The 26024-nt window shown below is 70.0% G+C and carries 23 protein-coding genes; 11 read left to right on the top strand and 12 right to left on the bottom strand.

All coding sequences use genetic code 11. The features are described 5' to 3' along the window. Nucleotides 1–323 precede the first annotated feature (323 nt). The 4 genes from IG78_RS0107980 to IG78_RS0107995 all read left to right on the top strand — a co-directional run bounded on the left by IG78_RS0107980 (nucleotide 324) and on the right by IG78_RS0107995 (nucleotide 3762). Nucleotides 324–923: a dihydrofolate reductase family protein gene (locus IG78_RS0107980; RefSeq protein ID WP_030560683.1), complete on the top strand. Its 600-nt coding sequence runs from the start codon at nucleotides 324–326 to the stop codon at nucleotides 921–923. Between the two features lie 44 nt (nucleotides 924–967). Next, on the top strand, nucleotides 968–1348 hold the full coding sequence (locus IG78_RS47750) for a hypothetical protein (protein ID WP_107054839.1): 381 nt from the start codon (nucleotides 968–970) through the stop codon (nucleotides 1346–1348). A 168-nt stretch (nucleotides 1349–1516) separates the two neighbouring features. Then, on the top strand, nucleotides 1517–2446 hold the full coding sequence (locus IG78_RS0107990) for a hypothetical protein (protein WP_030560685.1): 930 nt from the start codon (nucleotides 1517–1519) through the stop codon (nucleotides 2444–2446). A gap of 293 nt (nucleotides 2447–2739) precedes the next feature. Next, nucleotides 2740–3762: a sigma-70 family RNA polymerase sigma factor gene (locus IG78_RS0107995; protein ID WP_063760718.1), complete on the top strand. Its 1023-nt coding sequence runs from the start codon at nucleotides 2740–2742 to the stop codon at nucleotides 3760–3762. 1 nt (nucleotide 3763) lies between these two features. On the opposite strand, the gene IG78_RS0108000 is transcribed toward IG78_RS0107995, so the two are convergent. Further along, nucleotides 3764–5791 carry an elongation factor G gene (locus IG78_RS0108000; RefSeq protein WP_030560687.1) on the bottom strand — a complete coding sequence of 676 codons (2028 nt, stop codon included), beginning with the start codon at nucleotides 5789–5791 and terminating at the stop codon, nucleotides 3764–3766. Nucleotides 5792–6320: 529 nt separating this feature from the next. Beyond that, entirely contained in the window at nucleotides 6321–6716 is a 396-nt protein-coding gene (gene sodN / locus IG78_RS0108005) for a superoxide dismutase, Ni (RefSeq protein ID WP_030560688.1), read from the bottom strand. A gap of 165 nt (nucleotides 6717–6881) precedes the next feature. Here sodN and sodX point away from each other — a divergent pair, with 165 nt between their 5' ends. Further along, nucleotides 6882–7343 carry a nickel-type superoxide dismutase maturation protease gene (gene sodX, locus IG78_RS0108010; protein WP_030560689.1) on the top strand — a complete coding sequence of 154 codons (462 nt, stop codon included), beginning with the start codon at nucleotides 6882–6884 and terminating at the stop codon, nucleotides 7341–7343. On the opposite strand, the gene IG78_RS0108015 is transcribed toward sodX, so the two are convergent. Beyond that, the gene (locus tag IG78_RS0108015) at nucleotides 7247–7876 is read right to left on the bottom strand and encodes a CGNR zinc finger domain-containing protein (protein ID WP_030560690.1); all 630 of its coding nucleotides are present in this window, start codon (nucleotides 7874–7876) and stop codon (nucleotides 7247–7249) included. The genes sodX and IG78_RS0108015 overlap by 97 nt on opposite strands. Nucleotides 7877–7993: 117 nt before the next feature. Between IG78_RS0108015 and IG78_RS0108020 the strand changes: the two genes are divergently transcribed. Further along, nucleotides 7994–8767, top strand: a complete 774-nt coding sequence (locus IG78_RS0108020) for a class I SAM-dependent methyltransferase (protein WP_030560691.1) — start codon at nucleotides 7994–7996, stop codon at nucleotides 8765–8767. A gap of 108 nt (nucleotides 8768–8875) precedes the next feature. Here the strand turns inward: IG78_RS0108020 and IG78_RS0108025 are convergent, their stop codons facing one another. The 3 genes from IG78_RS0108025 to IG78_RS0108035 are packed head-to-tail and all read right to left on the bottom strand — an operon-like array spanning nucleotide 8876 to nucleotide 11584. Then, nucleotides 8876–9637, bottom strand: a complete 762-nt coding sequence (locus tag IG78_RS0108025) for an amino acid ABC transporter ATP-binding protein (protein ID WP_030560692.1) — start codon at nucleotides 9635–9637, stop codon at nucleotides 8876–8878. After that, complete coding sequence (locus IG78_RS0108030; RefSeq protein WP_030560693.1) at nucleotides 9637–10584, bottom strand: amino acid ABC transporter permease; 948 nt, start codon at nucleotides 10582–10584, stop codon at nucleotides 9637–9639. Before IG78_RS0108030 ends, IG78_RS0108025 begins: the two co-directional genes overlap by 1 nt. Nucleotides 10585–10621: 37 nt before the next feature. Then, complete coding sequence (locus tag IG78_RS0108035; RefSeq protein ID WP_030560694.1) at nucleotides 10622–11584, bottom strand: ABC transporter substrate-binding protein; 963 nt, start codon at nucleotides 11582–11584, stop codon at nucleotides 10622–10624. A gap of 565 nt (nucleotides 11585–12149) precedes the next feature. Between IG78_RS0108035 and IG78_RS0108040 the strand changes: the two genes are divergently transcribed. The 4 genes from IG78_RS0108040 (at nucleotide 12150) to IG78_RS0108055 (ending at nucleotide 15617) form a co-directional block, all read left to right on the top strand. Next, nucleotides 12150–13391, top strand: coding sequence for an NAD(P)-dependent malic enzyme (locus IG78_RS0108040; RefSeq protein WP_030560695.1), 1242 nt, complete (start codon nucleotides 12150–12152; stop codon nucleotides 13389–13391). A gap of 407 nt (nucleotides 13392–13798) precedes the next feature. After that, nucleotides 13799–14761: a zinc-binding dehydrogenase gene (locus tag IG78_RS0108045; protein ID WP_030560696.1), complete on the top strand. Its 963-nt coding sequence runs from the start codon at nucleotides 13799–13801 to the stop codon at nucleotides 14759–14761. A gap of 74 nt (nucleotides 14762–14835) precedes the next feature. Continuing rightward, nucleotides 14836–15045, top strand: a complete 210-nt coding sequence (locus tag IG78_RS0108050; protein ID WP_030560697.1) for a helix-turn-helix domain-containing protein — start codon at nucleotides 14836–14838, stop codon at nucleotides 15043–15045. Further along, nucleotides 15045–15617: a Clp protease N-terminal domain-containing protein gene (locus tag IG78_RS0108055; RefSeq protein WP_030560698.1), complete on the top strand. Its 573-nt coding sequence runs from the start codon at nucleotides 15045–15047 to the stop codon at nucleotides 15615–15617. Before IG78_RS0108050 ends, IG78_RS0108055 begins: the two co-directional genes overlap by 1 nt. A 107-nt stretch (nucleotides 15618–15724) precedes the next feature. Here the strand turns inward: IG78_RS0108055 and IG78_RS0108060 are convergent, their stop codons facing one another. Beyond that, nucleotides 15725–16972 (bottom strand): PadR family transcriptional regulator, encoded by a 1248-nt coding sequence (locus IG78_RS0108060; protein WP_030560699.1) that lies wholly within the window; start codon nucleotides 16970–16972, stop codon nucleotides 15725–15727. Nucleotide 16973: 1 nt separating this feature from the next. Beyond that, nucleotides 16974–17969, bottom strand: a complete 996-nt coding sequence (locus IG78_RS0108065) for a DUF4097 family beta strand repeat-containing protein (RefSeq protein ID WP_030560700.1) — start codon at nucleotides 17967–17969, stop codon at nucleotides 16974–16976. 209 nt (nucleotides 17970–18178) lie between these two features. On the opposite strand from IG78_RS0108065, the gene IG78_RS0108070 reads away from it, so the two are divergent. Further along, nucleotides 18179–19015 carry a hypothetical protein gene (locus tag IG78_RS0108070; protein WP_030560701.1) on the top strand — a complete coding sequence of 279 codons (837 nt, stop codon included), beginning with the start codon at nucleotides 18179–18181 and terminating at the stop codon, nucleotides 19013–19015. Between the two features lie 273 nt (nucleotides 19016–19288). Here the strand turns inward: IG78_RS0108070 and erm are convergent, their stop codons facing one another. The 4 genes from erm to IG78_RS0108090 form a co-directional block, all read right to left on the bottom strand. After that, nucleotides 19289–20071 (bottom strand): 23S ribosomal RNA methyltransferase Erm, encoded by a 783-nt coding sequence (erm, locus tag IG78_RS0108075; RefSeq protein WP_030560702.1) that lies wholly within the window; start codon nucleotides 20069–20071, stop codon nucleotides 19289–19291. Between the two features lie 278 nt (nucleotides 20072–20349). Beyond that, the gene (locus tag IG78_RS0108080) at nucleotides 20350–20532 is read right to left on the bottom strand and encodes a DUF6104 family protein (protein ID WP_030560703.1); all 183 of its coding nucleotides are present in this window, start codon (nucleotides 20530–20532) and stop codon (nucleotides 20350–20352) included. 153 nt (nucleotides 20533–20685) lie between these two features. Next, on the bottom strand, nucleotides 20686–24519 hold the full coding sequence (locus tag IG78_RS0108085; RefSeq protein ID WP_030560704.1) for a multifunctional oxoglutarate decarboxylase/oxoglutarate dehydrogenase thiamine pyrophosphate-binding subunit/dihydrolipoyllysine-residue succinyltransferase subunit: 3834 nt from the start codon (nucleotides 24517–24519) through the stop codon (nucleotides 20686–20688). Between the two features lie 298 nt (nucleotides 24520–24817). Continuing rightward, entirely contained in the window at nucleotides 24818–25894 is a 1077-nt protein-coding gene (locus IG78_RS0108090) for a HAMP domain-containing sensor histidine kinase (protein WP_030560705.1), read from the bottom strand. Between the last annotated feature and the right edge of the window lie 130 nt (nucleotides 25895–26024).

Raw genomic sequence — 26024 nt, forward strand, 5'->3', positions numbered from 1 at the left:
GTCCAGGACGTAGGCCGGGGCGTGGCCTCGGGCACGGCCTCGGACGTAGGGCTCGGGCATGGCCTCGGACGTGAGCCGCAGGAGCGGCCTCGGGCATGGCCTCGGACGTGAGCCGCGGAACGGCCTCGGGAAACGGCCTCGGAACCGGATGATCCGGTCTCCGGGGCCGACTTTTTTGAACTCGTTCGAAAAAAGGGTTGTCAAACCACTGCACTTGCACCACTATAACCGGAGTAGTTCGAGGGCGGGTGGCCACGTGCAGCGGCCGCCCGGCCGTCCGGCTTCACCCTCCTGCCTCTGTCATCTGCGAAAAGAGATTCAGCTTGCGAAAGCTCACCTACTTCGTCGCCGTCTCCATCGACGGGTTCATCGGTGACCCGAGCGGGGACGCCAACTCCTTCATGAAGTTCTTGGACGAAGAGTTCCTGGAGTTCCTCAAGACGGAGTACCCGGAGACGGTCTCCGCCGCCGGCCGCCGCTTCCTCGGCTTCGGCGACGACGTGGCCAACCAGAAGTTCGACACCGTCGTCCAGGGCATGGGCAGCTACCAGCTCGGCCTCGACGAGAACATGCCCAGCCCGTACGGGCACCTGCGGGAGTACGTGGCCTCGCGCAGCCTCGGCACGTCGCCCGACCCGAACGTCGAGATCATCGCCGACGACCTCGTCGGCAAGGTCCGCGCGCTCAAGGCCGAGGACAGTGAGCTCGGCGTCTGGCTGTGCGGAGGTGCGCGGATCGCGGGCCAGTTGTTCGACGAGGTCGACGAGCTCGTCCTGAAGACCTACCCGGTGCTGCTCGGCTCGGGCATGCCGATGTTCGAGGGCGTGGAGTCCGCGGTCAGCGAGTTTGAGCTGACCTCTTCCCGGGTCTTCGGCAGTGGTGTCGTCGTCCGTACGTACTCCCGCAATCGCCCGCAGAACTGACCGCTGGACTGTCCGGCCTCGGGGAACCGCCCTACTCTGAGGCCATGGGCAGCGACGGACGCCGGTCCGGCCCCCGTCCGCAGAGCGAACCCGTGTGTACGCACTGCGGACGGCCAGTCGGTACGGCCATCAAACGACGCAAGGTGCTGGGGGCGTACGTCCCGGTGTGGGGCCCCGCTCCTTGCCGCAACTCCGAGTGCGAAGCGTGCGTGGTCGACGAGCCGCAGGAGAAGGCGCGTGCGGCCCGCGGCCACAAGAGCAAGCACAAGCGCGGGCATCTGACCCGGCGCGACCTCAAACCCGAGCCGAAGCCCGCCGCCCCCGAAGTCGGGGCCGCTACGGGCGCCGAACCCGCCGACGGCCCGGGGACCGTACCAATCGTCGACACGGGCCCGGACCCGGCGCCGAATCCGCCGCCCGGGTGAAGCCCGCTCCGGTCAACGGAACGAACCGCTCCGGACGACGGAGGCGGAAGGCAACTGCCGCTGTCAGTGGGTGCGGCTAGGGTCCTGAGCATGAAGCCGAAGCGGGGGGCTGCGGGCGCGCGGGCGACGCGAGGGACATGGAGTGCCCGAGGGACAAGGTGGGCCCGAGTGGCACGGTGGGCGGTCGCGGTTGTGGCCGTGGCGGCGCTCGCGGCGTGCGCGGCGGAGCAGGACGGCGGGGGCCGGGACGAAGGCGGGGCGCACGGCCCCGGGGTGCCCGAGATCGACGACACGAAGGACATGCCCCCGCTCCCGCACGCTCGCTACGAGTTCAGCACGCGTGACTACACCCGCCAGGACCAGGCGGTCGCCCGCCTCACCCAGCGGTGCATGAGGTCCCACGGCTTCGCCGACTTCCCCCGGCAGTGGCACGAGCAGAAATTCGAGCCGATGTCCGAAACCCACCACGCCGTGTTCATTTCGACGACTCTGCACGGCTCCCTGGACCTCGATGCCGCACGCAAAGGGGGTTATGGCCTCGACCGTGATGCGTTCAAGAAGTTCTACGAGGCGCACGCGCCCAAGGGGCGACTGGTCACGCAGAGGGAGTACGCGGCGCTGAACGGTTTCGGCGGACGCGGGATACCCAAGGGCGGCTGCGACCAGGACGGGACGCGACGCGTGCAGGCGGACGTCAGGAACGAGACCCGCATGTCGGGATACGTCGCCGACCGCAGCGAGGCAGTGGCCAAGGCGGTCGCCAAGGACGCACGCATGCGGCGCGCCCTGGACACGTGGGGGGACTGCATGGCCGACAAGGGCTTCAAGCGGTACGCGAGCCCGGAGGCCGCCTCCCGCGACAAGGCGTGGGGCAGGGGCGAGGACGGCGACACCCGGCGCACACGACGGGAGCGGGACACCGCCGTCGCCGACATCGAGTGCAAGCGCGAGCACAACACCGCCGGCGTGTGGTGGAGCGTCACCGCGGAGCTGCAGCGCCGCGACATCGACCGGCACCGGTCCGCGTACGAGGCGGTGCGCGCCGACCAGGAACGGATACGGGCGACCGTGCGCGACGTACTCGAAGGAGAGCGATGAGCCGGAGCGTGCGCGGCGGTTGCCCGGCGTGGTGAAACCGGGCCCCCGTATCTACGAGACCGCCGCCGCACGCGTCGGCGCCGACATTACCTGCCGCTCTGCGGTATCACCCGCTGCTCTGGGGCCGGCCCTCGGCGTGCTGCTCGACTGAACGCCACGTCCCCACCCCGAGTCGGACGGCCGCACGGCAACGGGGTTCTTGCTGCTGGGGTACATGGCGGAGTCTCCCTGGTACACGGATAGGTTGCGGGTGCGTCACTGCTATGACGGATCGCGACGGAGGAATGTGACGGATGGACGGAAGAGAGCTTCTGGCGGCGCGGTTCGAGGAGCACAGACCCCGCTTGAAGGCCGTCGCCTACCGCGTGCTCGGCTCCCTCAGCGAGGCCGAGGACGCGGTGCAGGAGACCTGGTTGAAGCTCAGCCGCGCCGACGGCGAGCGGGTGGAGAACCTCGGCGGCTGGCTCACCACGGTCGTCGGCCGCGTCTGTCTGGACCTGCTGCGGGCGCGTAAGCAGCGGGGTGAGCAGCCCCTGGACGTCGAGGTGCCCGCCACACATGTGCCCGACCCGCAGATCAGCCCGCTGCCGGGCGGTCGTGAACCCGTCGACCCCGAACAGGAGGCGCTGCTCTCGGACTCGGTGGGGCTCGCGCTCCTCGTCGTCCTGGACACGTTGGGCCCCGCGGAACGCCTCGCGTTCGTGCTGCACGACATGTTCGCGGTGCCGTTCGAGGACATCGCGCCCATCGTCGAGCGGTCCCCGGCCGCGACCCGGCAACTGGCCAGCCGGGCCCGCCGCCGGGTCCGCGACACGGCCCCGGAGCCGGGACCGGACCGCACACGCCACCGCGAGGTCGTCGAGGCGTTCCTGACGGCGGCGCGCGGCGGCGACTTCGACGCGCTGCTCGAACTGCTCGACCCGGACGTGGTGCTGCGGGCCGACGGCGGCGACGTCTCGGGGCTCTCCCGGTTCGTGCGGGGTGCGCGGGAGGTGGTCGCCGGGGCGCGTTCGTTCTCCGCGCTGGCAGGCACCACCTGTCTGGCCCTGGTCAACGGCCGGGTGGGCCAGCTCGCCGTACACGAGGGAAAGCCGTTCTCCGTCGGGGAGTTCACCGTCAGGGGCGGCCGGATCGTCGAGATCAACATCCTGGCCGACCAGGAGCGGCTGCGAACGCTCCTGGACGCACGGGCGATCAGGGAACTCACGGGCACCGACGCCGGGGGCGGACCGGAAGTCGGGACCGGGCCAGGAGTCGGAAGCGGGCCGGGAGCCGGGGCCGGGCCCGAAAGCTGCACGGGCCCGGCCGCAGGCTGACTCACCCCACCCGCGTCCGCCGCGTCACCCGCTGCACGTACTCCTTCCGGTCGAGCGGATTGTGGTCCGTGCGCGGGCGGCCCGGCGGGGTGCCGTGGACCGGCGCGTAGTGGTCGAAGGCGGTCTCCAACTCGCCCTCGCCACGGGTGAGCCCGGGCAGTGCCTGCTCCAGGCCGTGCACCCGAGCGGCGGGCACCACCCCGTCGACGACGTATGTGGACCCGTGTGCCGTCGGTGTGTGCGGTACCGCGCGCAGCCGCCCGAGGGCCGGAAGCAGCGTCCCGAACACATCGGCGGGCACGGTGAGCCGGAACCGGTGCATCGGCTCGTGCACCCGCGTGCCCGCCCGCCGCAGCGCGTCCATCAGGACGAGCGGCGTGAGCTGACGGAAGTCGCCGGCCGTGCTCGACATGCTTTTGTCGAAGACGGCGTGGGCGTGGCTCTGGCGCGGCCAGTACCCGGAATGCGTCATGGTGACGAGACAGTCGGGCACCTCCCACCCGTGCGGCCCCTGCCGCAACGTCTCCCCGACCGTCTCCTCGACGGCCTTGAAGAACGCGTACGGCATCGAACCGAGCTCCACGCCCAGCCGGAACTCCACGCCCGACCCGACCGGCGCGGGCTCCACCCGCAGCCCCACTGTGGCGAGGAACGGATTCGGGTCGGTGTCGATGATCTCCACAGCCGCGCCGATGCCGACGACCCGCTCCACGCAGATCGTCGTGGTCTCGCGGAAGTCGGCGCCGACCCCGAACTCGGCGGCGAGCGTGGCCTCGATGACCTCCTTCTGGACCTCGCCGTACAGGGACACGGAAATCTCCTGCCGCAGCGGGTCCTGCCGCAGGCCGATCAGCGGGTCCTGCTCCGCGAGCTGGGTGAGCGCGGAGTGCAGGGCGGCCCGGTCCGAGGGGTGGCGCGGTTCGACGACGGTCTCCAGCGTGGGCGGCGCGAAGTGGTGCCGTGCCCGGTGCCGCTCCGGTACGTCCCGCTCGTGGCCGAGCACATCGCCGATGCGTACGCCGCGCAGCCCCCACAGGAGCGCGATCTGCCCGGCCGATACGGCGTCGCGCGGAGCCGCCGTGCCCTGCTCGAAGACGCCGATGCCGGTGACTTTGTCCTTGGCGTTCTTGGACCCGCTGACGGACCCGCCCCCGGCCCCGCCGACCCGGACCCGGTCCCGTACGCGCACCGTGCCGGAGAACATCCGCGCGTACGCCACCTTCTCGCCCGCGAGGCCGCGCTCGACCTTGAAGACGGTGCCCGCGACGGGCCCGTCCGCGGCGCAGGGCGCCGCGGGCAGCAACTCCTTGATCGCGTCGGTCAGCGCGTCGATCCCGGTACCGGTCATGGCCGAGCCGAGAAGGACCGGGTGGACCAGGGCCCGCCGGGTCTGGGCCGCGAGGGCTGTGTGCAGTTCGTCGTGGCGCAGGGCGGTGCCCTCGACGTACGCGGAAAGCAGCGCGTCGTCGTGTTCGGCGAGGAGTTCGGCCAGGCGGGCGGTGAAGTCCGGGTCGTCGGTGGCGTACGGGACGTAGTGCGCCGTGCGGGTGCCGGGGGCGTCCACCGTGCCCAGGGGGGTGACGGCGGGCGTCAACTTCCTGGCCAGGTCGGCCAGTACGCGCTCGGGGTTCGCTCCGCCGCGGTCCACCTTGTTGACGAACACGAGCGTGGGGATGGCGAGCCTGCGCAGTGTGCGCATCAGGACGCGGGTCTGCGCCTGTACGCCCTCGACGGCGGACACGACGAGCACGGCGCCGTCGAGCACGCTCAGGACTCGCTCCACCTCGGCGATGAAGTCCGGGTGACCGGGGGTGTCGATGAGGTTGACGGTGACGTCGTCGATCGCGAACGAGACGACCGCCGACTTGATGGTGATGCCGCGCTGCCGCTCGAGGGCGAGGGTGTCGGTCCTGGTGCTGCCGTCGTCGACGCTGCCGACCTCGTCGATGACACCGGCGGTGTGCAGCAGCCGCTCGGTCAGGCTGGTCTTGCCGGCGTCCACATGGGCGAGGATGCCCAGGTTCAGGATGCGGGGGCCGGTGTGCGTGTGCTCATGCGAGGGCCGCTCATGTGCGGTGCGGGTGTCCTGCGGGTCCTGCTGTGGGTGAGATGCCACTAGGCGTCATGTCCTCGGGTCGGGGGGTGATTCCTTCCTGGTGGGACATGGACGTCTGGCGCATCTGGGGCTCCTGGTTCGGCTCGGGTGGCACGGGTGGCACGGGTGGCACGGGTGGTGACGTGATCAGTGCAGCAGGGAGCCGTCGGCGACGGCAACCGAATTTGTGTGGACCCCACTTGACGCGGACCCCGTTCGTGGCTGACCTCATCTGGAGCGGACCTCAAGTCGGAGCCGAGCAACCCGCGACCCGGACGGCAGAGGCGCACGGCAGGGGCGCATGGCGCGGGCGCACGGCGTGGGCGCACGGCGTGGGCGCACGGCGTGGGCGCACGAAAAACACCCGGCTCGCCGGGCCCGCCACCTTCGGCGGGCCCGGCGAACCGGGTGCGTGCACGTGCTGGGCGGCTGCCCCCTACGGGGAAGCCGCCGAGCGACGAGATCAAGCCTTCTTGGTCTCCCAGAAGATGCGGTCGATCTCGGCGATCAGTTCGAGCGCCTTCTCACCGGTCTTCGGGTCCGTCGAAGCCTTCGCGGCCGAAAGGGCCTTGAGGGTGTCGTTGACCAGGGTGTGCAGCTTCGGGTACTTCTCGAAGTGCGGGGGCTTGAAGTAGTCGCTCCAGAGCACCGAGACGTGGTGCTTGGCGAGCTCGGCGCGCTGCTCCTTGATGACGGTGGCGCGGGCCTGGTAGTGCGGGTCGTCGTTGCCGGCCATCTTCTCCTGGACGGCCTTCACCGACTCCGCCTCGATGCGGGCCTGGGCCGGGTCGTAGACGCCGCAGGGCAGGTCGCAGTGTGCGCTGGCCTTCACCTTGGGGGCAAACAGGCGGGAGAGCATTGAGTTGTCCTTCCTCGTGATCGTCTTCTCAGGGGGGACATTACTCCGTGAGAGACCTGTTTTCGCGAGCGCCCCCATGGGCTTAGGACAAAAGTCCAGGGTCAGACTGAAGACGGTGGAGGATGGACCGGGATGCCGGTAGAGGATGGGTCCGGGAGGTGTCTGATGCCGGAGACGACGGCAGACGGGCGGGAGACACGCGTGCCGTTCCAGTTGATCGAGGTCGACGGCCCGTCCATGGTGCCGACGCTGAATCCGGGGGACTGGATGCTGGTGCGGCACGGCGCCCGGGTCCGCCCCGGTGACGTGGTGATCCTGCGTCACCCGCTGCAGCAGGACCTGCTGGTCGTCAAGCGCGCCGTCGAGCGGCGCGACGGCGGCTGGTGGGTGCTCGGCGACAACCCGTACAACGCGGGCGGTGACAGCACGGTGTACGGGATCGTGCCGGAGGAACTGGTCCTCGCGCGGGTGCGCGCGCGGTTCCGGCCGCTGCAGCGGTTCCGCCAGGAGCGGGCGGCGCAGGGGCGGCGTCAGCTCTCGCCGGCCGCGCTCGCCTGCTGGGCCTTCTCGGCCGTGCGCCCCGTGCTCGCGGACCGCTCGCTCTCCAGGCGCTTGCGGGCCCGGTAGGCGGCGACGTTCGCGCGGGTCGCGCAGCGGTCCGAGCAGTAGCGCCGGGACCGGTTGGTGGAGGTGTCCAGATAGGCGTTGCGGCACGGCGCCGCCTCGCACAGACCGAGCCGGTCCACGCCGTACTCCGTCAGGTGGAAGGCGAGGCCCATCGCGGCGATCGCAGCGAACCCAGCGGTGGCGTTCGAGGGGTGGTCGGCCAGGTGCATGTGCCACAGCGGGCGGCCGTCGTCGTCGCGGTAGTCGTGGCCGGAGATCTGAGGGCTCACCGGGAACTCCAGGAGCAGGGAGTTCAGCAGGTCGACGGCCAGTGTCTCGTCCCCGCCGTCCGCCGCCTCGAAGACGCCGCGCAGCCGTCCCCGCACCGAGCGGAAGCGCGTCACGTCGGAGTCCGTGGCGCGCCGTGCGGCCTGCTGGTTCGCACCGAACAGCTCGCGCACCGCGTCGACGGAGGTCAGCGAGTCCTTGTTGCGAGCCGGCTCCTCGGTGTTGACCAGGCGTACGGCGTAGTCCGAGTAATAGGCCAGTTCCACTTGTAGTCCTTACGGGGGCGGGATATCTTCATCTCTGTGCGTGGTAACGGTCACACTGGCTTCGTGGGTGTTACGCGACACGTTCAGTCGAGCGTAGTACGGGATGGAGGTCTTCCGGTGACGGAAACGGCTGGCGGTACGGGGTTCGGAACCGACTGGCGTGCCTGGCAGGAGAGTTGGGACCGGCAGCAGGAGTGGTACATGCCGGACCGCGAGGAGCGGTTCCGCGTCATGCTCGACATGGTCGAGGCCCTCGTGGGCCCCGAGCCGCGCGTGCTCGACCTCGCGTGCGGTACAGGAAGTATTACGGCCCGCCTCCTCGAAAGGTTCCCGAAGGCGGTCAGCACGGGTGTCGACCTCGACCCCGCCCTGCTGGCCATCGCCGAGGGCACCTTCGCCGGGGACGACCGCGTCACCTTCGTGACCGCGGACCTGAAGGACCCCGACTGGACCTCCCAGCTCCCCCACGACTCCTATGACGCCGTACTCACCGCGACCGCCCTGCACTGGCTGTTCAGCGAGCCCCTCGCCGCGCTGTACGGGCAGCTCGCCAAGGTCGTGTCCGACGGCGGCGTCTTCATGAACGCCGACCACATGCCGGACCCGGCCACCCCGCGCATCAACGCCGCCGACCGCGAGCAGCGGCACGCCCGCCAGGAGGCCGCCAAGGACTCCGGCGCCCTGGACTGGGCCGACTGGTGGGGGCTCGCAGCCAAGGACCCCGTGCTCGCCGAGCCCACCGCCAAGCGTTTCGCGATCTACGGAGAGCACGCCGACGGCGACACCCCGCCCGCCGAGTGGCACATCCGCACCCTTCGCGAAGCAGGCTTCACCGAGGCCCGCACGGTTTGGTCGTCCCCGTCGGACGCCCTGGTCCTAGGCCTCAAGTAGGGACTTCGGCTGCAAGAGGCACTTCGGCTGCAAGCGGGGACTTCGCGCTCTACGTAGAGGGGCGGTACGGATCGGTGATCCGTACCGCCCCTCTACGTAGACGACGCTTTACAGAACCTTCGACAGGAACGACTTAGTCCGCTCGTGCGACGGGTTCGTCAGGACGTCGCGCGGGCGCCCGGACTCGACCACCACACCGCCGTCCATGAACACCAGGCTGTCGCCGACCTCGCGCGCGAAGCCCATCTCGTGCGTGACGACGATCATCGTCATGCCGGACTCGGCGAGGTCGCGCATGACGTCGAGGACGTCACCGACCAGCTCAGGGTCGAGCGCCGACGTGGGCTCGTCGAAGAGCATCAGCTTCGGGTCCATCGCGAGCGCGCGGGCGATCGCGACCCGCTGCTGCTGGCCTCCGGACAACTGCGAGGGGTAGTTCTTCGCCTTGTCGGCGAGCCCGACCCGCTCCAGGAGCTGACCGGCGCGCTCCCGCGCCTCCGCCTTGGACTGGCCCTTGACCTGGACCGGCGCCTCCATGACGTTCTCCAGCGCCGTCATGTGCGGGAAGAGGTTGAAACGCTGGAAGACCATGCCGATGTCCCGGCGCTTCTGGGCGACCTCGCTGTCCTTCAGCTCGTACAGCTTGTCGCCCTTCTGGCGGTAGCCGACCAGCTCCCCGTCGACGTAGAGGCGACCGGCGTTGACCTTCTCCAGGTGGTTGATGCAGCGCAGGAACGTCGACTTGCCGGAACCCGAGGGGCCGATGAGACAGAAGACCTCACCGGACTCGACCTGGAGGTCGATGCCCTTGAGGACCTCGATGTGGCCGAACGACTTGTGCACGTTCTCGGCCTTGACCATGGCGGTCATCAGCGGACACCTCCCGCGCGGTTGCTCAGGGACAGCATGTTGGCCTTGATCTTCTGCCAGGGGGTGTCGGGCAGCGCACGCGAGGAGCCGCGCGCGTAGTAGCGCTCCAGGTAGTACTGGCCGACGCTGAGGATCGACGTCATGATCAGGTACCAGGTGGCGGCGAGCAGCAGCACCTCCACGGTGGCGCCGGACGAGGTGCCGATGTCCTGGGCGTACTTCAGGAGCTCGTAGTACTGCACAGCCGCGACCAGCGACGTCGTCTTGAGCATGTTGATGACTTCGTTGCCCGTCGGCGGCACGACCACGCGCATCGCCTGCGGGATGACGATGCGGCGCAGGGTCTTGCCGTGGCTCATGCCGAGCGCCTGGGACGCCTCCGTCTGGCCCTCGTCGACCGAGAGCAAGCCCGCGCGGCAGATCTCCGCCATGTACGCGGCCTCGTTGAGGCCCAGGCCGAGGAGCGCCGTCAGGAACGGCGTCATGAAGTCCGACCACTCGTCCTTGTAGATCGGACCGAGGTTGATGTACTCGAAGACGAAGCCGAGGTTGAACCAGACGAAGAGCTGGACCAGGACCGGCGTACCGCGGAAGAACCAGATGTAGAACCACGCGATCGACGAGGTCACCGGGTTCTTCGACAGCCGCATCACCGACAGGATGACGCCGCCGACGACACCGATGAGCATCGAGAGGACCGTGAGGATCAGGGTCTCGCGGACGCCCTTGAGGATGCGCTCGTCGAAGAAGTTGTCCGGGATGGCACCCCAGTTGATGTCACCGCCTGCGAACGCGAGGATGATGGCGACGAGCACGGCGATGGCGAGGACGGCGGCGACGTAGCGGCCGTAGTGGCGCACCGGGATCGCCTTGATCGCCTCGGGGGCGGAGCGCGGTGGTTCGTCCTTGGGGGCGGAGCCGCCCGACTTGCTGATGTCCGTTGTCACGGGTGTGGCCTTTCAGCGACGAGATGACGAAACGCGGTCACTTGCCGCCGTTGATCTTGGCTTCCTTGACTGCGCCTGCGTCGACGCCCCACTTCTTGATGATCTTCTCGTACTGCCCGTTCGCGATGATCGCGTCGAGCGCCATCTTGACCGCGTCGCGCAGCTCGGAGTTGTTCTTGGCGACCGCGATGCCGTACGGGGCGGCCTCGACCTGGTCGCCGACGAGCTGGAAGTCCTTGCCGCCGCCGGAGGTCTTCACCGCGTACGCGGCGACCGGGAAGTCCGACGAGCCGGCGTCGGCACCACCGGAGCGCAGTCGGGTCTGGGCCTGCTGGTCGTTGTCGTAGGACTCGATCGAGATCTTCTTGCCGCCCTTGCACTTCTGCGACTCGGCCTTGGCCATGTCGTGCGAGACGGTGCCGCGCTGGACCACGATCTTCTTGCCGCAGAGGTCGGCCCAGGTCTTGATGCCCTGGTCGTCGCCCTTCTTGGTGTAGATCGAGACGCCCGCGGTGAAGTAGTCGACGAAGTCGACACCGGAGCCGACCTTCTTGCCGGTCTCCTCGTCGATGCCCTCCTGACGGTTCTTGGTGTCCGTCATGGCCGACATGGCGATGTCGTAGCGCTTGGAGCGCAGACCGCCGAGGAGGGTGTCGAAGGTGCCGTTGGCGAACTCGAACCGGACGCCGAGCTGCTTGCCGAGCGCGTCGGCGATGTCCGGGTCGATGCCGACCGTCTTGCCGCCCTTGTCCTTGAATTCGACCGGCGGATAGGCGATGTCGGAGCCGACCTTGATGACGCCCTGGTTGCGGATGCTCGAGGGCAGCTCGTCGGAGAGCGGAGCGCTGACGACCTTGTCGCCACCGTCCTTCTTGTCGTTCGTCTGGTCACCGCAGCCGGTGAGCAGCAGCGAACCGGCGACCGCGATCGCGCCGACAGCGACGATCCGGGACTTCGCGGACGTCGTGGCGGGCTTGCGACAAATGGGGCCTGCGGTCATAAGGGTCCTCCGGCGGATGGGGGAGTAGCCATGCGGTCGTGCACACACCTTCGGGTGTCGCGACCTCGTGTGATGAGGCATCTTGCCATTCGGACTGCCCGATACTGGGGGCTGGAGATGTCAAAATCGGATAACGAGCGATCGGCAAACCCCAACAGGTCGGTCCGTCGCGGTCATTGAGTCGCCGGGACGAACGATCGTCAACCGATTGATAACCGCCCAATCTCGCCATGTGGACTGTCAGGTTGGCCATTTCTCAATAATACGGACATTCCACCCTGGAGGTCTGCTAGATACTTGCTGTTCACATCGGTCTGACACAGATGGGGCTCGTCGGCGGTCGGAAGCATCCGGTAGAAAAGACGGTTACACCCCTCATCCGGGGCTCAGGGCACGTGTGCGGCGTGCCCGCGCGTTCGTACGTACCTCCCCGTACCGCTCCGCCGACAGGCGGAGAGCCAACGGCCGACAGGCCCGCGGCTTCAGCACGGACGCGGTGCCCGCCCCACTTCTGCACCAGGAAGTGGACCACCCTCAACCATGAAGACTTAAGGGGTCAGACACAGTGGCAGCGGAGATCGTCAATCCTCGCAGCGACAGCAGCGGCAGCCGTCTTCCCAGCGGCACCACAACCGGTCACGAAGGCGCGGAGGAGCCCTTCGATCCGGCCTTCGCACTGCACCGCGGCGGCAAAATGGCCGTCCAGGCGACCGTTCCCGTGCGCGACAAGGACGACCTGTCCCTGGCGTACACGCCCGGCGTCGCGAAGGTGTGCAGCGCCATCGCCGAGAAGCCCGAGCTCGTCCACGACTACACGTGGAAGTCCAACGTCGTCGCCGTCGTCACCGACGGCACCGCCGTGCTCGGCCTCGGCGACATCGGCCCGGAGGCCTCGCTCCCCGTGATGGAGGGCAAGGCCATCCTGTTCAAGCAGTTCGGCGGCGTCGACGCGGTGCCCATCGCGCTCGCCACGACGGACGTCGACGAGATCGTCGACACGGTGGTGCGGCTCGCGCCGTCCTTCGGCGGAGTGAACCTGGAGGACATCTCCGCGCCGCGCTGTTTCGAGATCGAGCGGCGGCTCCAGGAGCGCCTCGACATCCCGGTCTTCCACGACGACCAGCACGGCACGGCCGTGGTGACCCTTGCCGCCCTGCGCAACGCGGCGCGGCTGACCGGGCGCACCCTCGGTGACCTGCGGGCCGTGATCTCCGGCGCGGGCGCGGCCGGTGTCGCCATCGCGAAGTTCCTGCTCGCAGCGGGGCTCGGCGATGTCGCGGTCGCGGACCGCAAGGGCGTGGTGTCGCGGGACCGCGACGACCTGACGCCGGTCAAGCGGGAGCTCGCCGAGCTCACCAACAAGGCCGGGCTCAGCGGCTCGCTCGAATCCGCCCTGGCCGGCGCGGACGTCTTCATCGGCGTCTCCGGCGGTACGGTGCCAGAGCCCGCGGTCGCCTCGATGGCCCCGGACTCGTTCGTGTTCGCCATGGCCAACCCGAACCCCGAGGTGCACCCCGACATCGCCCACAAGTACGCCGCCGTGGTGGCGACCGGGCGCTCGGACTACCCGAACCAGATCAACAACGTGCTCGCCTTCCCCGGGATCTTCGCGGGGGCGCTGCAGGTGCGGGCTTCTCGGATCACCGAGGGCATGAAGATCGCCGCGGCGGACGCGCTCGCCGATGTCGTCGGTGACGAGTTGTCTGCGGAGTACGTGATTCCGTCGCCGTTCGACGAGCGGGTTGCGCCGGCGGTCACCTCGGCTGTTGCGGCGGCCGCGCGGGCCGAGGGCGTGGCCCGGAGCTGACACTGGGGCCCCGCCCGTTTGTGGGCGGGGCCCCGTTCCTTCCCGCCCGCCCGCCCGTTTCCGGTTGCCCGTGGGGTGGGCGTCGCTTGTGGGGGCTTCTCGCCGTGGGCGGGTGCGGCTGTGTGGGTGGTTTTGTTTCCCGCCCGCCCGCCCGTTTCTGGTTGTCCGTGGGGTGGGCGTCGCCTGTGCGGGTTCCTCGCCGTTGGCTGCTGCTGCTGCTGTGGTGATGGTCTCTGCTGTGGGCAAGCGTCCCGCTGGGCGGGACGGGTGGGCACAGCTTCGGTGCGGGGGAGGGGGCGGCGCCCGCGGTGGCCCCCGGGTGGCAGGGCGGGCAGGGGGGCGGCGCGGTGTGGGTCACACCCGTGTGGCGTTCCGAAGGCCCAGGGGCCAGGCATATCGTCGGCGCCATGTTCGCTGCCTACGCCGCCCGAATCGACCGCGATCAGCCCCTCACCGGCCTGGAACTGGGTGACCGTCCCGCCCCCGAACCACGCCCCGGCTGGTCGACCGTGAACGTCAAGGCCGCCTCCCTCAACCACCACGACCTGTGGTCCCTGCGCGGGGTCGGCCTGGACGAGGACAAGCTCCCGATGATCCTCGGCTGCGACGCGGCCGGCACCGACGAGGACGGCAACGAAGTCGTCCTGCACTCCGTCGTCGGCCAGAGCGGCCACGGCGTCGGACCGAACGAGCGCCGATCCATCCTCACCGAGAAGTACCAGGGCACCTTCGCCGAGCAGGTCGCCGTACCCACCTGGAACGTCCTCCCCAAGCCCAAGGAACTCTCCTTCGCCGAGGCCGCCTGCCTCCCCACGGCCTGGCTCACCGCCTACCGCATGCTGTTCACCAACGCCGGCGTACGCCCCGGCGACTCCGTCCTCGTCCAGGGGGCGGGCGGCGGTGTCGCCACCGCCGCGATCGTGCTCGGCAAGGCGGCGGGGCTGAAGGTCTTCGCCACCAGCCGTGACGAGGCCAAGCGCAAGCGTGCCCTCGAACTGGGCGCCATCGAGGCCGTGCCGTCCGGCGCCCGGCTGCCGCAGCGGGTCGACGCGGTCATCGAAACCGTCGGCGCCGCCACCTGGTCCCACTCGATCAAGTCCCTGCGCCCCGGCGGCACCCTCGTGATCTCCGGCGCGACCAGCGGCGATCGCCCCTCCCACGCCGAGCTGACCCGCGTCTACTTCCTGGAGCTGAAGATCGTCGGCTCCACCATGGGCTCCAAGGACGAGCTGGAGGACCTGCTGTCGTTCTGCGCCACCACCGGGGTGCGGCCCGTCATCGACGAAGAGCTGCCCCTCGACCGCGCCCGCGAGGGCTTCGAGCGCCTGGAGGCGGGCGGCCAGTTCGGCAAGATCGTATTGACCCTCTGAACCTCGCCGCTCCGTCGAGCCCGCGCCGTCAACCTTGGTTGACAGCGCGGGCTTGTCAACGTACGTTGACGGGCATGACCAAGGCTACGGATCTCGCCGAGCGTGCGGGCGACAGCGATCCACGGGTCGGCCTGCGTGCCGTCACCGCGCTGCGGCGCCTGGCGGAGCAACTGGAGGCCGTGCAGGTACGCAGCGCGCGCCGGCAGGGCTGGTCGTGGCAGGAGATCGCCGCCGAACTCGGCGTGAGCAGGCAGGCCGTGCACAAGAAGTACGGGAGGCAGTGATGTTCGAACGGTTCACCAGGGGTGCCCGCGATGTGGTGACAGGCGCGGTCGAGCAGTCCGAACAGGCGGGCGCCGACTCCGTCGACGACGGTCACCTTCTGCTGGCGCTCCTCGACCGCGGGGGCACCCGGGCCTCCTTCGCCCTGGCCGCCCTCGGGGCCGACCGGCGCCGCGACGACATCGCCCGGGCGCTGACGCAGACGCGCCGCCGCGGTGGCCTCAGCCAGGCCGAGACCGAAGCCCTCGCAGGACTCGGCATCGACGTCGAGGAGATCGTCTCCCGCGTCGAGCAGACCCATGGAGCCGGCGCACTGGCGGGTTCGGGCACCAGGCAGCGCAAGGGTCTCGCCGCCTGGATCGGACACCGTGGCTTCACCCCGGACTCCAAGAGCACCTTGGAACGTGCCCTGCGCATCGCCACCGCCCGGCGCGAGCGCAGCATCGGCGACGAACACATCCTCCTCGCCCTCACGACCCGCCCCGGCGTGGTGTGCGAGGTCCTTGCGGACCACGGCGTGACCCGGGCGTCGGTCGAGCGCGTGCTGTATCCGACTTCGCATCCGTCGGCGTAAGGCCCTCACCCCGTACACCTGCCGGGCGTCGGCCAGGGCCCGGCCAGGGGCAGCCCGGGTCAGGGGCAGCCCGGGTCGGGGGCAGCCCGGGTCGGGGGCAGCCCGGGTCAGGGCGTGGCGGCCCCGGGGGACCTCGGTGCGCGCAGCGCCACCGCGATGTGGGCCGCCGCTTCCGAGAGGTGGCGGCGGGCTTCGCGGAGCTGCTCCTCGGACACCCCGTGGTCGCGGGCGGCGTCGCGGATGTCGTCGCGGAAGCGGTCCAGGAGGCGGTCCAGGTCGCGTGCGGGGTCGCCGGTCGAGTCCTCCTTCGCCCAGTCCGGGACGTACTCGACAGGCACCTCGTCACGCTCGGCGGTGAAGACGGGGCCTGGCTCGGACGCCCCGCCCCCGGGTGCATCACTCCCGGTCGCCCCGCCCCCCGCGGGTTTCCCGGAGACCTTCTCGCCGGAGACCTTCTCCCCGTCGGCCGTCTGCCCGGAGCTGCTTTCCCGGGAAGGCTCCTCCCCGGAGGGCTCCTCCCCGTAGGGCTTCGCACTGTGCGACGTCCCGAAGCCGAAGTCCATGGCGAAGTCCTTGCCGAACTCCTTCCCGAACTGCTTCCCGAGGTCGCCGAACTCCTTCGCCAGCTCGGCCAGGCCTTCGTGGACGCCCGTCGGCCAGTCGTTCCGCGAGAAGTGGACCTGCACCTGCTCCTGCACGAGCTTGGCCATGCGCTGCAGCTCTTCCTGGGCCTGTGCCCGCACCTGCTCCTGCGCGTCCTTGGCCTGCCTGCGCGCCCGCTGTGCCTCCTCACGGGCACGGCGGCTCTCGTCCTTGGCCCGCCGTGCCTGCTCCTTCCACTCCTTGCGGGCGCGCCGGAACTCCTCCTTCGCCTGGCGCCAGCCGTCGCCGTCCGTCCAGGAGCCGTCGAGGAAGTCGGAGGCGTACGGGAAGCCCGAGCCGAGACCCGTGCCGGAGTCGCCGTCGGCACGCGCCTCCTGTGCGGCCGCTCGCATCTCTCGCCGCAGCTCGCCCGCCGCTCCCTGCACCCCTTCGCGGATCTCGGCGGCGAGCCCCGCGACCGACTCGCGGATCTCCAGCTCCAGGTCGGCCAGTTCACCGCTGCGGTCGGCCAGTTCGGCGCGGCCCGCGTCGGTGATGGCGTACACCTTTCTGCCGCCCTCCGTGGTGTGCGTGACCAGGCCCTCCGCCTCCAGCTTGGCCAGACGGGGATAGACCGTGCCCGCCGAAGGGGCGTACAGGCCCTGGAAGCGCTCCTCCAGGAGGCGGATCACCTCGTAGCCGTGACGTGGGGCCTCGTCCAGAAGCTTGAGCAGATACAGGCGCAGGCGGCCGTGGGCGAACACGGGAGACATCTCAGAGCACCTTCTTGTCGGTCGGGCCGTCAGCGGCTTCCGCCTTCGGGGCGGCGGTGGGGCCGTCCGCGTCCTGGGCGCCGGTCGGGGCGGCGGTCGCAGGGCGCTCGGGCCGGGGCGGGGAGTCTTCGGGGGGTGCGCCCCGTGGTGGCTTCCGCGCCCAGTGCAGATCTTCCTCCATCGACGGTCTGCGCAGGAGCGCGATCGAGCCGGAGATCGTCGTCGCCCGCAGCCGGCCGCCGCCCGAGCCGAGCCTGCCGGTGATCTTCTTCGCCCCCCATTGGCCGCTGACCCGCAGGTCCTCGAAGTCGTTGGAGACCGAACCACTCGTGGTGTTCGCCGTCACCTCCGTGTGGGACGGGTGGGGGAGGCGGACGGCGATCTCGCCGGACACGCTCGTGAGCCCCACGTCGGCGACGCCCATGGCCGGGTCCAGGTCCACGATCATCGAGCCGCTCACCGATTCGGCTCGAACGGAGGACCCCGAGCATTCGACGGCGGTCAGATCGCCCGAGACCGAGTCGAACCGCAGGTCGCCGGTGACGCCCTGGGCCTCGACATCGCCCGAAACCGTCTCGGCGTGGACGGAGCCGGCGAGGCCGACGAGGGTCGTGTCACCCGAAATGCCCCGTACGGCCGCGCCGCCCTCGATCCCTGAGATCACCGCGCCCGCCCCGATGGCGCCCACCTCCACACGGGTCCCGGCGGGCACAGTGAGCGAGATCACCGCGTGGCGACGCCTGCCCCGGCCGCAGCCTCTGAGGTCGAGCCACTCCAGCAAGCCTTTCCACGGCAGGTCCTCATAGGCGACGGACAACGTGCCACCGCGGTGCGCGACGCTGAGGGGAGGGCCCGAGATCTCGGTGACCTCCAGTCTCGACGCGGTCGCGTCCGTGCCGACGACATTCACCGTGCCGTTCACCACGCGGACGCGCAGTGTCCTCACGGGCTCGTCGAATGTCAGCATTCCTGGTTCGGCGACAGACCACTCCGGCATGGTGGCGGACCTCCTCGAGCGGGTCGTTGCGACACGACGCGCAATATCGCGTATCTGCCATACACGATATATCGCGGATCCGGTAAGTCAAGACCTGTGCCTTCTTCGCTTCTCTCTCCGTGTCACTCCGCGTTCGTCCTGATCTTCGCCGTCTGCCCTCGCGTAGAGGTTCATGGGCTGGTATGCGCAAATTGTCCTAGCGTGGAGCCATGCCATCCGAGCCCTCTGGCCCCTCCAGTCCTTCCAGTCCTTCCAGTCCTTCCAGTCCCTCCAACGGTGCCCTGTTGCTCTGCCGGGCCGGGGTGGACTCCGTCGAGACGGTCGCGCAATTGCTGCGGGAGCGGATGCTGTTGCTGCCCGCGGGTGATGAGTGGAGCGTGCTCGTGCCCGAGGGCACGCCGTGGCTGGACGGCGGTGAGCCGGTGGACCGGGTGCTCACCGGTTGGGCCACGGCGCTCGCCGTCGGCTCGCCGTGGCCGGTGCTCGCGCTGTGGTGGGACGCCGACCGCTCCGGCTGCACGCTCGCGGCCGGGTTCCGCCGCACGGTCGGATACGTGTGGCTGGCCAACGGCACGGCGGTCGGTGAGGGCGAGGCCATGCGGACGCTCGCCGCCCGCCTCGGCCTGGACCCGGTGCTCGACATGCAGGCCCTGGACACGCTGACCCGGCCCGACCCGGCGGCCGACGCGCGCACCCGTATGCGAGGCCTCGTGGCGGTTCTCACCCGAGTGGGTGTCGCCCTGCCGACCGGCCTCAGCCCCGGCGAATCGGCGGACCGGCTGCGGAAAGCCGCCCGGACGCGGGACGACGTCCGGCACGTTGAGTGGTCCGGCTGGCGCGAGGCCGTGCGGGCGGAGCTCGACGCGACCGAGCACGGTCCGCTCGGCCGCGCCCTGGCCGGAGCCCAGTTGGCGGCAGGGGTCCCGCTCCTGCTCTGGTCCCTCAGTCGCCGCAGTCACGGGTGGGCGGCGGCCGGGGCGCTGCTGGTGCTGCACGGGGGGATTGGTCTGGCCCAGGAGTGCGAACGGGCGCGGGGCGCGGCGTAGGAGTGCAGGTCCTCGGTCCCCCGCCGCCCTACCGCGCGCCCGCGCCCCCGGAGCCGTCGCATCGCGCCGCGTCCCCGGAACAGCCTCCGCCGCGCGAGCACCGTCCGGAACAGTCTCCTCCGCGCCTACCTCCGCCGGAACAGTCTCCTCCGCGCCTACCTCCGCCGGAACAGTCTCCTCCGCGCCTACCCCCGCCGGAACAGTCTCCTCCGCGCCTACCCCCGCCGGAACAGCGCCGCCACACCTGCGCCCGCCGGAACCGCCCCGCCGCACCTACACCCTCCGGCCCCCAGCCACCCGCATCCCGAACAGCTCCGCCCAGTCCCGTGCGTCCAGGTCCTTGGGCAGGCGGGCGGAGCCGCCGCCCCACCGCACCCACTCCTGGACCCGGCGCCTCGGCAGGTCGGGGGCCGCGGCGGTGAGGATCTGGGGGAGCCCGCGACCCCGCCCGGTGAACACGCGCTGGACGAAGTCCTGGTACTCCTGCTGCCGCGCGCCCGCCACCAACGGGCGCTCTCGACGGGTGATCGTCATCAACCCGCCGTCGACGTTCGGGCGCGGCCGGAACGCCGCCGCCGGTACGCGGCCCGAGAGGCCGAACTCGTACCAGGGCCACCACTGGGCGGTCATCAGCGTCGCCCCGCCGACCCCGGCGCGGCGGCGTGCGACCTCCCACTGCACGAGCAGCACGGCGTCGGTCCAGCCCGGCGAGCGCAGGATGCGGCGCAGCATGGGGGTCGTCTCGTGGAAGGGGAGGTTGCCGACCAGGACGTGCGGCCCGGCGGAGAGCCGGTGACGGAGGAAGTCGGCGGTGACGATCGTCGTCGAGGGGCCGACCCGCCGCCGCAACCGCTCCGCCCTGCGGCTGTCGATCTCGATGCCTGTCAGGCGTCGGCCCAGACGTTGCAGGGGGAGGGTCAGAGCACCGTCTCCGGTGCCGATCTCGACGATGGGCCCGTGGGTGCGGGACACGAGGTCTACGAAGGTGTTGATGACGGCGTCGTCGGTGAGGAAGTTCTGGCCGAACTCATGACGGCCATGGTGGTGCGTGCGCACAGGATCTCCGCGGCTTCGAGGTGAGCCGGGCAGCACGAAGGGCCGCTCGGCGCTGACGCGTTGAAGCGGCGGGGCACGTCCTGAATGAAGTGAGGGAGCCCGCCGCTAGGCGCGGCGGGTCCTCGTCAAAGCCATGGCTGCGAATGCGCACATGCCGGTCAGCGTAGAGGACCCCCAGGGCCCTCCGGCAACTGAATTTCCGGGGGCACGGACTTCACCCGGGGACCTGATGCGGCCCCTGCCCGGGGATCGGAAGCGACCTCTACGTAGAGAGCTGGTTACTCGTCCTCGTCCGCGTCGTCCAGGCGCGCCAGCCAGGTGGCGAGCCGCTCCACCGGGACCTCGAAGTCCGGGTTCAGGTCCACGAAGGTGCGGAGCTGCTCGGCGAGCCACTCGAAGGTGACTTCCTCCTCGCCGCGCCGCTTCTCCAGCTCCTCGATGCCACGGTCGGTGAAGTACAACTCTTGCTCCTGGTGCGGGCGGAACCCGGTCCTGCGGCCGGGATGCGTTCCGTTTCATCGTACGGCCGTACGCCGGAGGGCCCGGCCCCCAGTCCCGTACAGGACTGGCGGCCGGGCCCTCCCGACGTACCGAACGGCGTGAACCGCCGCGGCCTAGGCCTCGAAGACCTCGTTCATGAGCTGCTCCTGCTCCTGCTCGTGACGCTTCTTGGAGCCGACCGCCGGGGACGAGCCGTGCGGGCGGGAGATGCGCCGCAGCCGCTCGCCGTGCGGGATGTCGGCGCCGACCGCCAGGTCCAGGTGGTCGATGAGGTTGAGGGCGATGAAGGGCCACGCGCCCTGGTTCGCCGGCTCCTCCTGCGCCCACAGGTACTTCTCGGCGTTCGGGAACTTGGCGATCTCCGCCTGGAGCTCGGCACCCGGCAGCGGGTAGAGACGCTCGATGCGGATGATCGCCGTGTCCTTGACGCCGCGCTTCTGCCGCTCGGCCTCCAGCTCGTAGTAGAGCTTGCCCGCGCAGAAGACGACCTTGCGGACCGCGTCGGTCTCCACCGACGCGTCGCCGATGACCGGGCGGAAGCCGCCCGTCGTGAACTCCTCCGTCTTGGAGGCCGCGGCCTTGAGGCGCAGCATCCACTTCGGCGTGAAGACCACCAGCGGCTTGTGGTGCGGGTTGTGCACCTGCCACCGCAGGAGGTGGAAGTAGTTCGACGGCAGGGTCGGCATCGCGACCGTCATGTTGTTCTGCGCGCAGAGCTGGAGGAACCGCTCCGGGCGAGCCGACGAGTGGTCGGGGCCCTGACCCTCGTACCCGTGCGGCAGGAGCAGGGTGACGCCGGAGGTCTGGCCCCACTTCTGCTCGGCCGACGAGATGAACTCGTCCACGACTGTCTGCGCGCCGTTGACGAAGTCGCCGAACTGCGCCTCCCACATCACGAGGGACTCGGGACGCGCCAGGGAGTAGCCGTACTCGAAGCCCATGGCCGCGTACTCGGAGAGCAGCGAGTCGTAGGCGTTGAAGCGGGCCTGCTCCTCGGAGAGGTACAGCAGCGGCGTGTAGTCGTCGCCCGTGCTGCGGTCGATGAGGACCGCGTGGCGCTGGCCGAACGTGCCGCGGCGGGAGTCCTGGCCCGCCAGGCGCACCGGGGTGCCCTCCAGGAGGAGGGAGCCGATGGCGAGGGTCTCGCCCATGCCCCAGTCGATCGTGCCGTCCTCGACCATGGCCGCGCGGCGCTGCAACTGCGGCAGCAGACGCGGGTGCACGGTGACGTGGTCGGGGATGTTGACCTGGGACTCGGCGATCCGCTTGACGACTTCCTGGCTGATCGCCGTGGAGACGGCCACCGGGAACTCGGCCTGCGGCTCGGGGACCTCCGCGGGGGCGGGCTGCGAGGTGGCCTCACGGACCTCCGTGAAGACCTTCTCGAGCTGGCCCTGGTAGTCCTGGAGAGCCTGCTCGGCCTCTTCCAGGGTGATGTCGCCGCGGCCGATCAGGGACTCGGTGTACAGCTTGCGGACCGAGCGCTTCTTGTCGATCAGGTCGTACATCAGCGGCTGCGTGAACGCCGGGTTGTCGGACTCGTTGTGTCCGCGGCGGCGGTAGCAGATCAGGTCGATGACGACGTCCTTGTTGAACGCCTGGCGGAACTCGAAGGCGAGCCGCGCGACACGGACGACGGCCTCCGGGTCGTCACCGTTCACGTGGAAGATCGGCGCTTCGATCATCCGGGCCACGTCCGTGGAGTACATCGACGAACGCGAGGACTCCGGAGCGGCCGTGAAGCCGACCTGGTTGTTGATGACGACGTGGACCGTGCCGCCGGTGCGGTAGCCCCGGAGCTGCGACATGTTCAGGGTCTCCGCGACGACGCCCTGGCCCGCGAAGGCCGCGTCTCCGTGGAGGGCCACCGGCAGGACGGTGAAGTCCGTGCCGCCCTTGTTGATGATGTCCTGCTTGGCGCGGACGATGCCTTCCAGGACCGGGTCGACCGCCTCCAGGTGGGAGGGGTTGGCGGCCAGGGAGACCTTGATCTGCTCGCCGTCCAGGCCGGTGAAGGTGCCCTCGGCGCCCAGGTGGTACTTGACGTCTCCGGAGCCGTGCATCGACTTCGGGTCGAGGTTGCCCTCGAACTCGCGGAAGATCTGGGCGTAGGACTTGCCCACGATGTTCGCGAGGACGTTCAGCCGGCCGCGGTGGGCCATGCCGATGACGACCTCGTCGAGGCGGGACTCGGCGGCGCTGTCGATGACCGCGTCCAGGAGCGGGATGACGGACTCGCCGCCCTCCAGGGAGAAGCGCTTCTGGCCGACGTACTTCGTCTGGAGGAACGTCTCGAAGGCCTCGGCGGCGTTCAGTCGGCGCAGGATGCGCAACTGCTCCTCGCGCTCCGGCTTGGAGGCGTGCTGGCGTTCGATGCGGTCCTGCAGCCACTTGCGCTGCTTCGGGTCCTGGATGTGCATGAACTCGACGCCGGTGGTGCGGCAGTACGAGTCACGCAGCACGCCCAGGACGTCGCGGAGCTTCATCATCGACTTGCCGGCGAAGCCGCCGACGGCGAACTCGCGCTCCAGGTCCCAGAGCGTCAGGCCGTGCTCGGTGATGTCCAGGTCCGGGTGCTTGCGCTGCTTGTACTCCAGCGGGTCCGTGTCGGCCATGACGTGGCCGCGGACGCGGTAGGAGTGGATCAGCTCGAAGACACGGGCGGCCTTGGTGACGTCGTCGTCGTGCGAGGCGTCGATGTCCTTGAGCCAGCGGACCGGCTCGTAGGGGATGCGCAGCGCCTCGAAGATCTCGTCGAAGAAGTCGTTCTCGCCGAGCAGGAGGTTCGCGACGATGCGCAGGAACTCGCCGGACGCCGCGCCCTGGATGACGCGGTGGTCGTACGTCGAGGTCAGCGTCATGACCTTGGAGATGCCCAGCTTGTTCAGGGTGTCCTGGGAAGTGCCCTGGAACTCCGCCGGGTAGTCCATCGAGCCGACGCCCATGATGACCGACTGGCCGGGCATCAGGCGCGGCACAGAGTGGACCGTGCCGAGACCGCCCGGGTTGGTCAGGGAGACCGTGACGCCGGTGAAGTCGTCCATCGTGAGCTTGTTGTCACGGGCGCGACGGACGATGTCCTCGTAGGCCTGCCAGAACTCGAAGAAGTTCAGGGTCTCGGCCTTCTTGATGCCCGCCACCACGAGCTGGCGGTCGCCGTTGGGCTTCACCAGGTCGATGGCCAGGCCGAAGTTGATGTGCTCCGGCTTGACGAGGGTGGGCTTGCCGTCCTTCTCCACGAAGGAGTAGTTCATCGACGGCATGGCCTTGATGGCCTGCACCATCGCGTACCCGATCAGGTGCGTGAAGGAGATCTTCCCGCCACGGGCGCGCTTCAGGTGGTTGTTGATGACGATGCGGTTGTCGAACAGCAGCTTCACCGGGACGGCGCGCACGGACGTGGCCGTGGGCAGTTCCAGGGAGGCGTTCATGTTCTTCGCCACGGCCGCGGACGGGCCGCGCAGCGTGACGTACTCGGGTCCCGCCGACTCCTTGGCGTCCGCCGAGGCCTTGGCGGACGCGGCGGGCTTGGCGGGCTCCGCCTTCGCGGGCGCGGCCTTGGCGGCTGCGGGCTTCGCGGTGGCGGGCTTGGCGGCGGGGGCCGGGGCCTGCGCGGCAGCAGCGGGCTGCGCCGCGGGAGCGGCCGGTGCCGCGGGCTGCGCGGCGGCCGGGGCGGGGGACGCCGGGGCGGGGGACGTGGTGGACGCGGCCCCCGCGGCCGCGTCACCCGCCGGCTTGGCCGGGGCGACGACGGTGGCGCCTACGCCTGGCTTGTAGTCGGCGAAAAAGTCCCACCAGGCTCGGTCGACCGAATTCGGGTCCTGGAGGTACTGCTGATAGATCTCGTCGACGAGCCACTCATTGGGACCGAACGCGGCAGCAGGGTTCTTGCCCTGCGTTCCTTGGTCGGTCGTGGTGCTCGAGTTACTGGGGGACTGTGACGACACGGCGGCAACCGCCCTCTTCCGCTTCACAAGGTGATGGACAGCGGAAATAAAGGCTACGCCTCCATCGTCGTCCAGTGCAGACCGGGCCCGGCATCCGTCGCGTAAGTCACACCGGAAAGCTGGTTTCGGTGCTGGAAATGGCGGGAAACAAGCGAGGTTTGCCTATGCCGCTGAACCGCGTGGAGCCCTGGTGAGGGCGGGTGTGCCCGCCCTGGGTACATCGACACGCGGTTGCGTCTCCTGCTGCGCGCGGTGCGCGTGCCCTAGGAGCACTTCCACCTCGAACCTTACGTCAACTTCAATCTTCTGGAAGGCCCGGAAGGGTGACCCGGATGCGGCAGCCCCGGGCCGATTCGGCCACGCCGATGCGTCCGCCGTGCAGATCCACCGCCCAGCGCGCGATAGCGAGGCCGAGCCCGGTCCCGCCGTCGCTGCCGGGCGCGGCACCGGCGTGCGCGCCGCGGTTGAAGCGCTCGAAGACCCGGTGCCACTCCGACTCCGGGATGCCAGGCCCCTCGTCCAGGACCTCCATGTCCAAGGACTCGGGGTAGGGGCCGCGCCGGGCGCGCACCGTCACGCGGCCGTGCGGTGGGCTGTGCTTGACCGCGTTGTCGATGAGGTTGGCCACCACCTGGTGCAGGCGCTCGGCGTCCGCGTGCGCCGTCAGCTCCGGCGGCGAGACGTCCAGGTGCAGATGGACGTCCGTACGCGTGTGCCGTCCGGAACCGGACGGCATCCCCTTGCGCGCGGAGGCCACCATGTTGGCCTCCTTCAGGACACCCGACAGATAGGGCCACACTTCGAAGCGACGCGCTTTCAGCGGTACGACGCCGTTGTCGAGGCGGGAGAGGTCGAGCAGGGTCTCCACCAGGCGGCCAAGGCGCTCGGTCTGCTTCAGGGCCGTCCGCATCGTCTCCGGGTCGGCGGCGGACACGCCGTCCACGACGTTCTCCAGGACGGCGCGCAGTGCCGCGATGGGAGTGCGCAGCTCGTGCGACACATTGGCGACGAGCTCCTTGCGCTGCTGGTCCTGGGCCTCCAGGTCGTCCGCCATGCGGTTGATCGTCGTGGCCACGTCACCGAGCTCGTCGCGCCGGTCGGCGCCGCGCACCCGGCGGGTGTAGTCGCCGAGCGAGACCGCGCGGGCCACCGAATTCATCTCGTCGAGTGGCGCGGTGAGACTGTGCGCCACGAACTGCGTGATGAGCAGGGTCGCGATCACCGAGAAGACGGTGATGAAGCGCAGCTCGGTCTCCGTCTCCATGGCCACCATCAGCAGCCCGGTGGTGATGAACACCGAGACGACGACCAGGGTGCCGAGCTTGGTCTTGATGGAGAACGGCCGCAGGCCCGCGAAGGGGCCGTTCGGGCCCATGCCTCCGCCACGGTCGCAGCGCCACCGCAGCGCCGGGGCCCTGCCACCCTCCACAGCGCCGCCGGGAGTGCCGTGGGCGCTGCCCGGCGTACCGCTCAGGGCACCGTGTGCCGTCCCGCCGGGGTCGGCC

The sequence above is a fragment of the Streptomyces aureocirculatus genome, assembly GCF_000720475.1.
Classification (GTDB): Bacteria; Actinomycetota; Actinomycetes; order Streptomycetales; family Streptomycetaceae; genus Streptomyces; species Streptomyces aureocirculatus.

Bases quoted from the DNA above. Each gene is read 5' to 3' on its own strand.
- IG78_RS47750 (WP_107054839.1), top strand. From the start codon at position 968: ATGGGCAGCGACGGACGCCGGTCCGGCCCCCGTCCGCAGAGCGAACCC.
- IG78_RS0107995 (WP_063760718.1), top strand. From the start codon at position 2,740: ATGGACGGAAGAGAGCTTCTGGCGGCGCGGTTCGAGGAGCACAGACCC.
- sodN (WP_030560688.1), bottom strand. From the start codon at position 6,716: ATGCTCTCCCGCCTGTTTGCCCCCAAGGTGAAGGCCAGCGCACACTGC.
- sodX (WP_030560689.1), top strand. From the start codon at position 6,882: ATGCCGGAGACGACGGCAGACGGGCGGGAGACACGCGTGCCGTTCCAG.
- IG78_RS0108025 (WP_030560692.1), bottom strand. From the start codon at position 9,637: ATGACCGCCATGGTCAAGGCCGAGAACGTGCACAAGTCGTTCGGCCAC.
- IG78_RS0108035 (WP_030560694.1), bottom strand. From the start codon at position 11,584: ATGACCGCAGGCCCCATTTGTCGCAAGCCCGCCACGACGTCCGCGAAG.
- IG78_RS0108045 (WP_030560696.1), top strand. From the start codon at position 13,799: ATGTTCGCTGCCTACGCCGCCCGAATCGACCGCGATCAGCCCCTCACC.
- IG78_RS0108050 (WP_030560697.1), top strand. From the start codon at position 14,836: ATGACCAAGGCTACGGATCTCGCCGAGCGTGCGGGCGACAGCGATCCA.
- IG78_RS0108055 (WP_030560698.1), top strand. From the start codon at position 15,045: ATGTTCGAACGGTTCACCAGGGGTGCCCGCGATGTGGTGACAGGCGCG.
- IG78_RS0108060 (WP_030560699.1), bottom strand. From the start codon at position 16,972: ATGTCTCCCGTGTTCGCCCACGGCCGCCTGCGCCTGTATCTGCTCAAG.
- IG78_RS0108065 (WP_030560700.1), bottom strand. From the start codon at position 17,969: ATGCCGGAGTGGTCTGTCGCCGAACCAGGAATGCTGACATTCGACGAG.
- IG78_RS0108070 (WP_030560701.1), top strand. From the start codon at position 18,179: ATGCCATCCGAGCCCTCTGGCCCCTCCAGTCCTTCCAGTCCTTCCAGT.
- IG78_RS0108090 (WP_030560705.1), bottom strand. From the start codon at position 25,894: ATGGGCCCGAACGGCCCCTTCGCGGGCCTGCGGCCGTTCTCCATCAAG.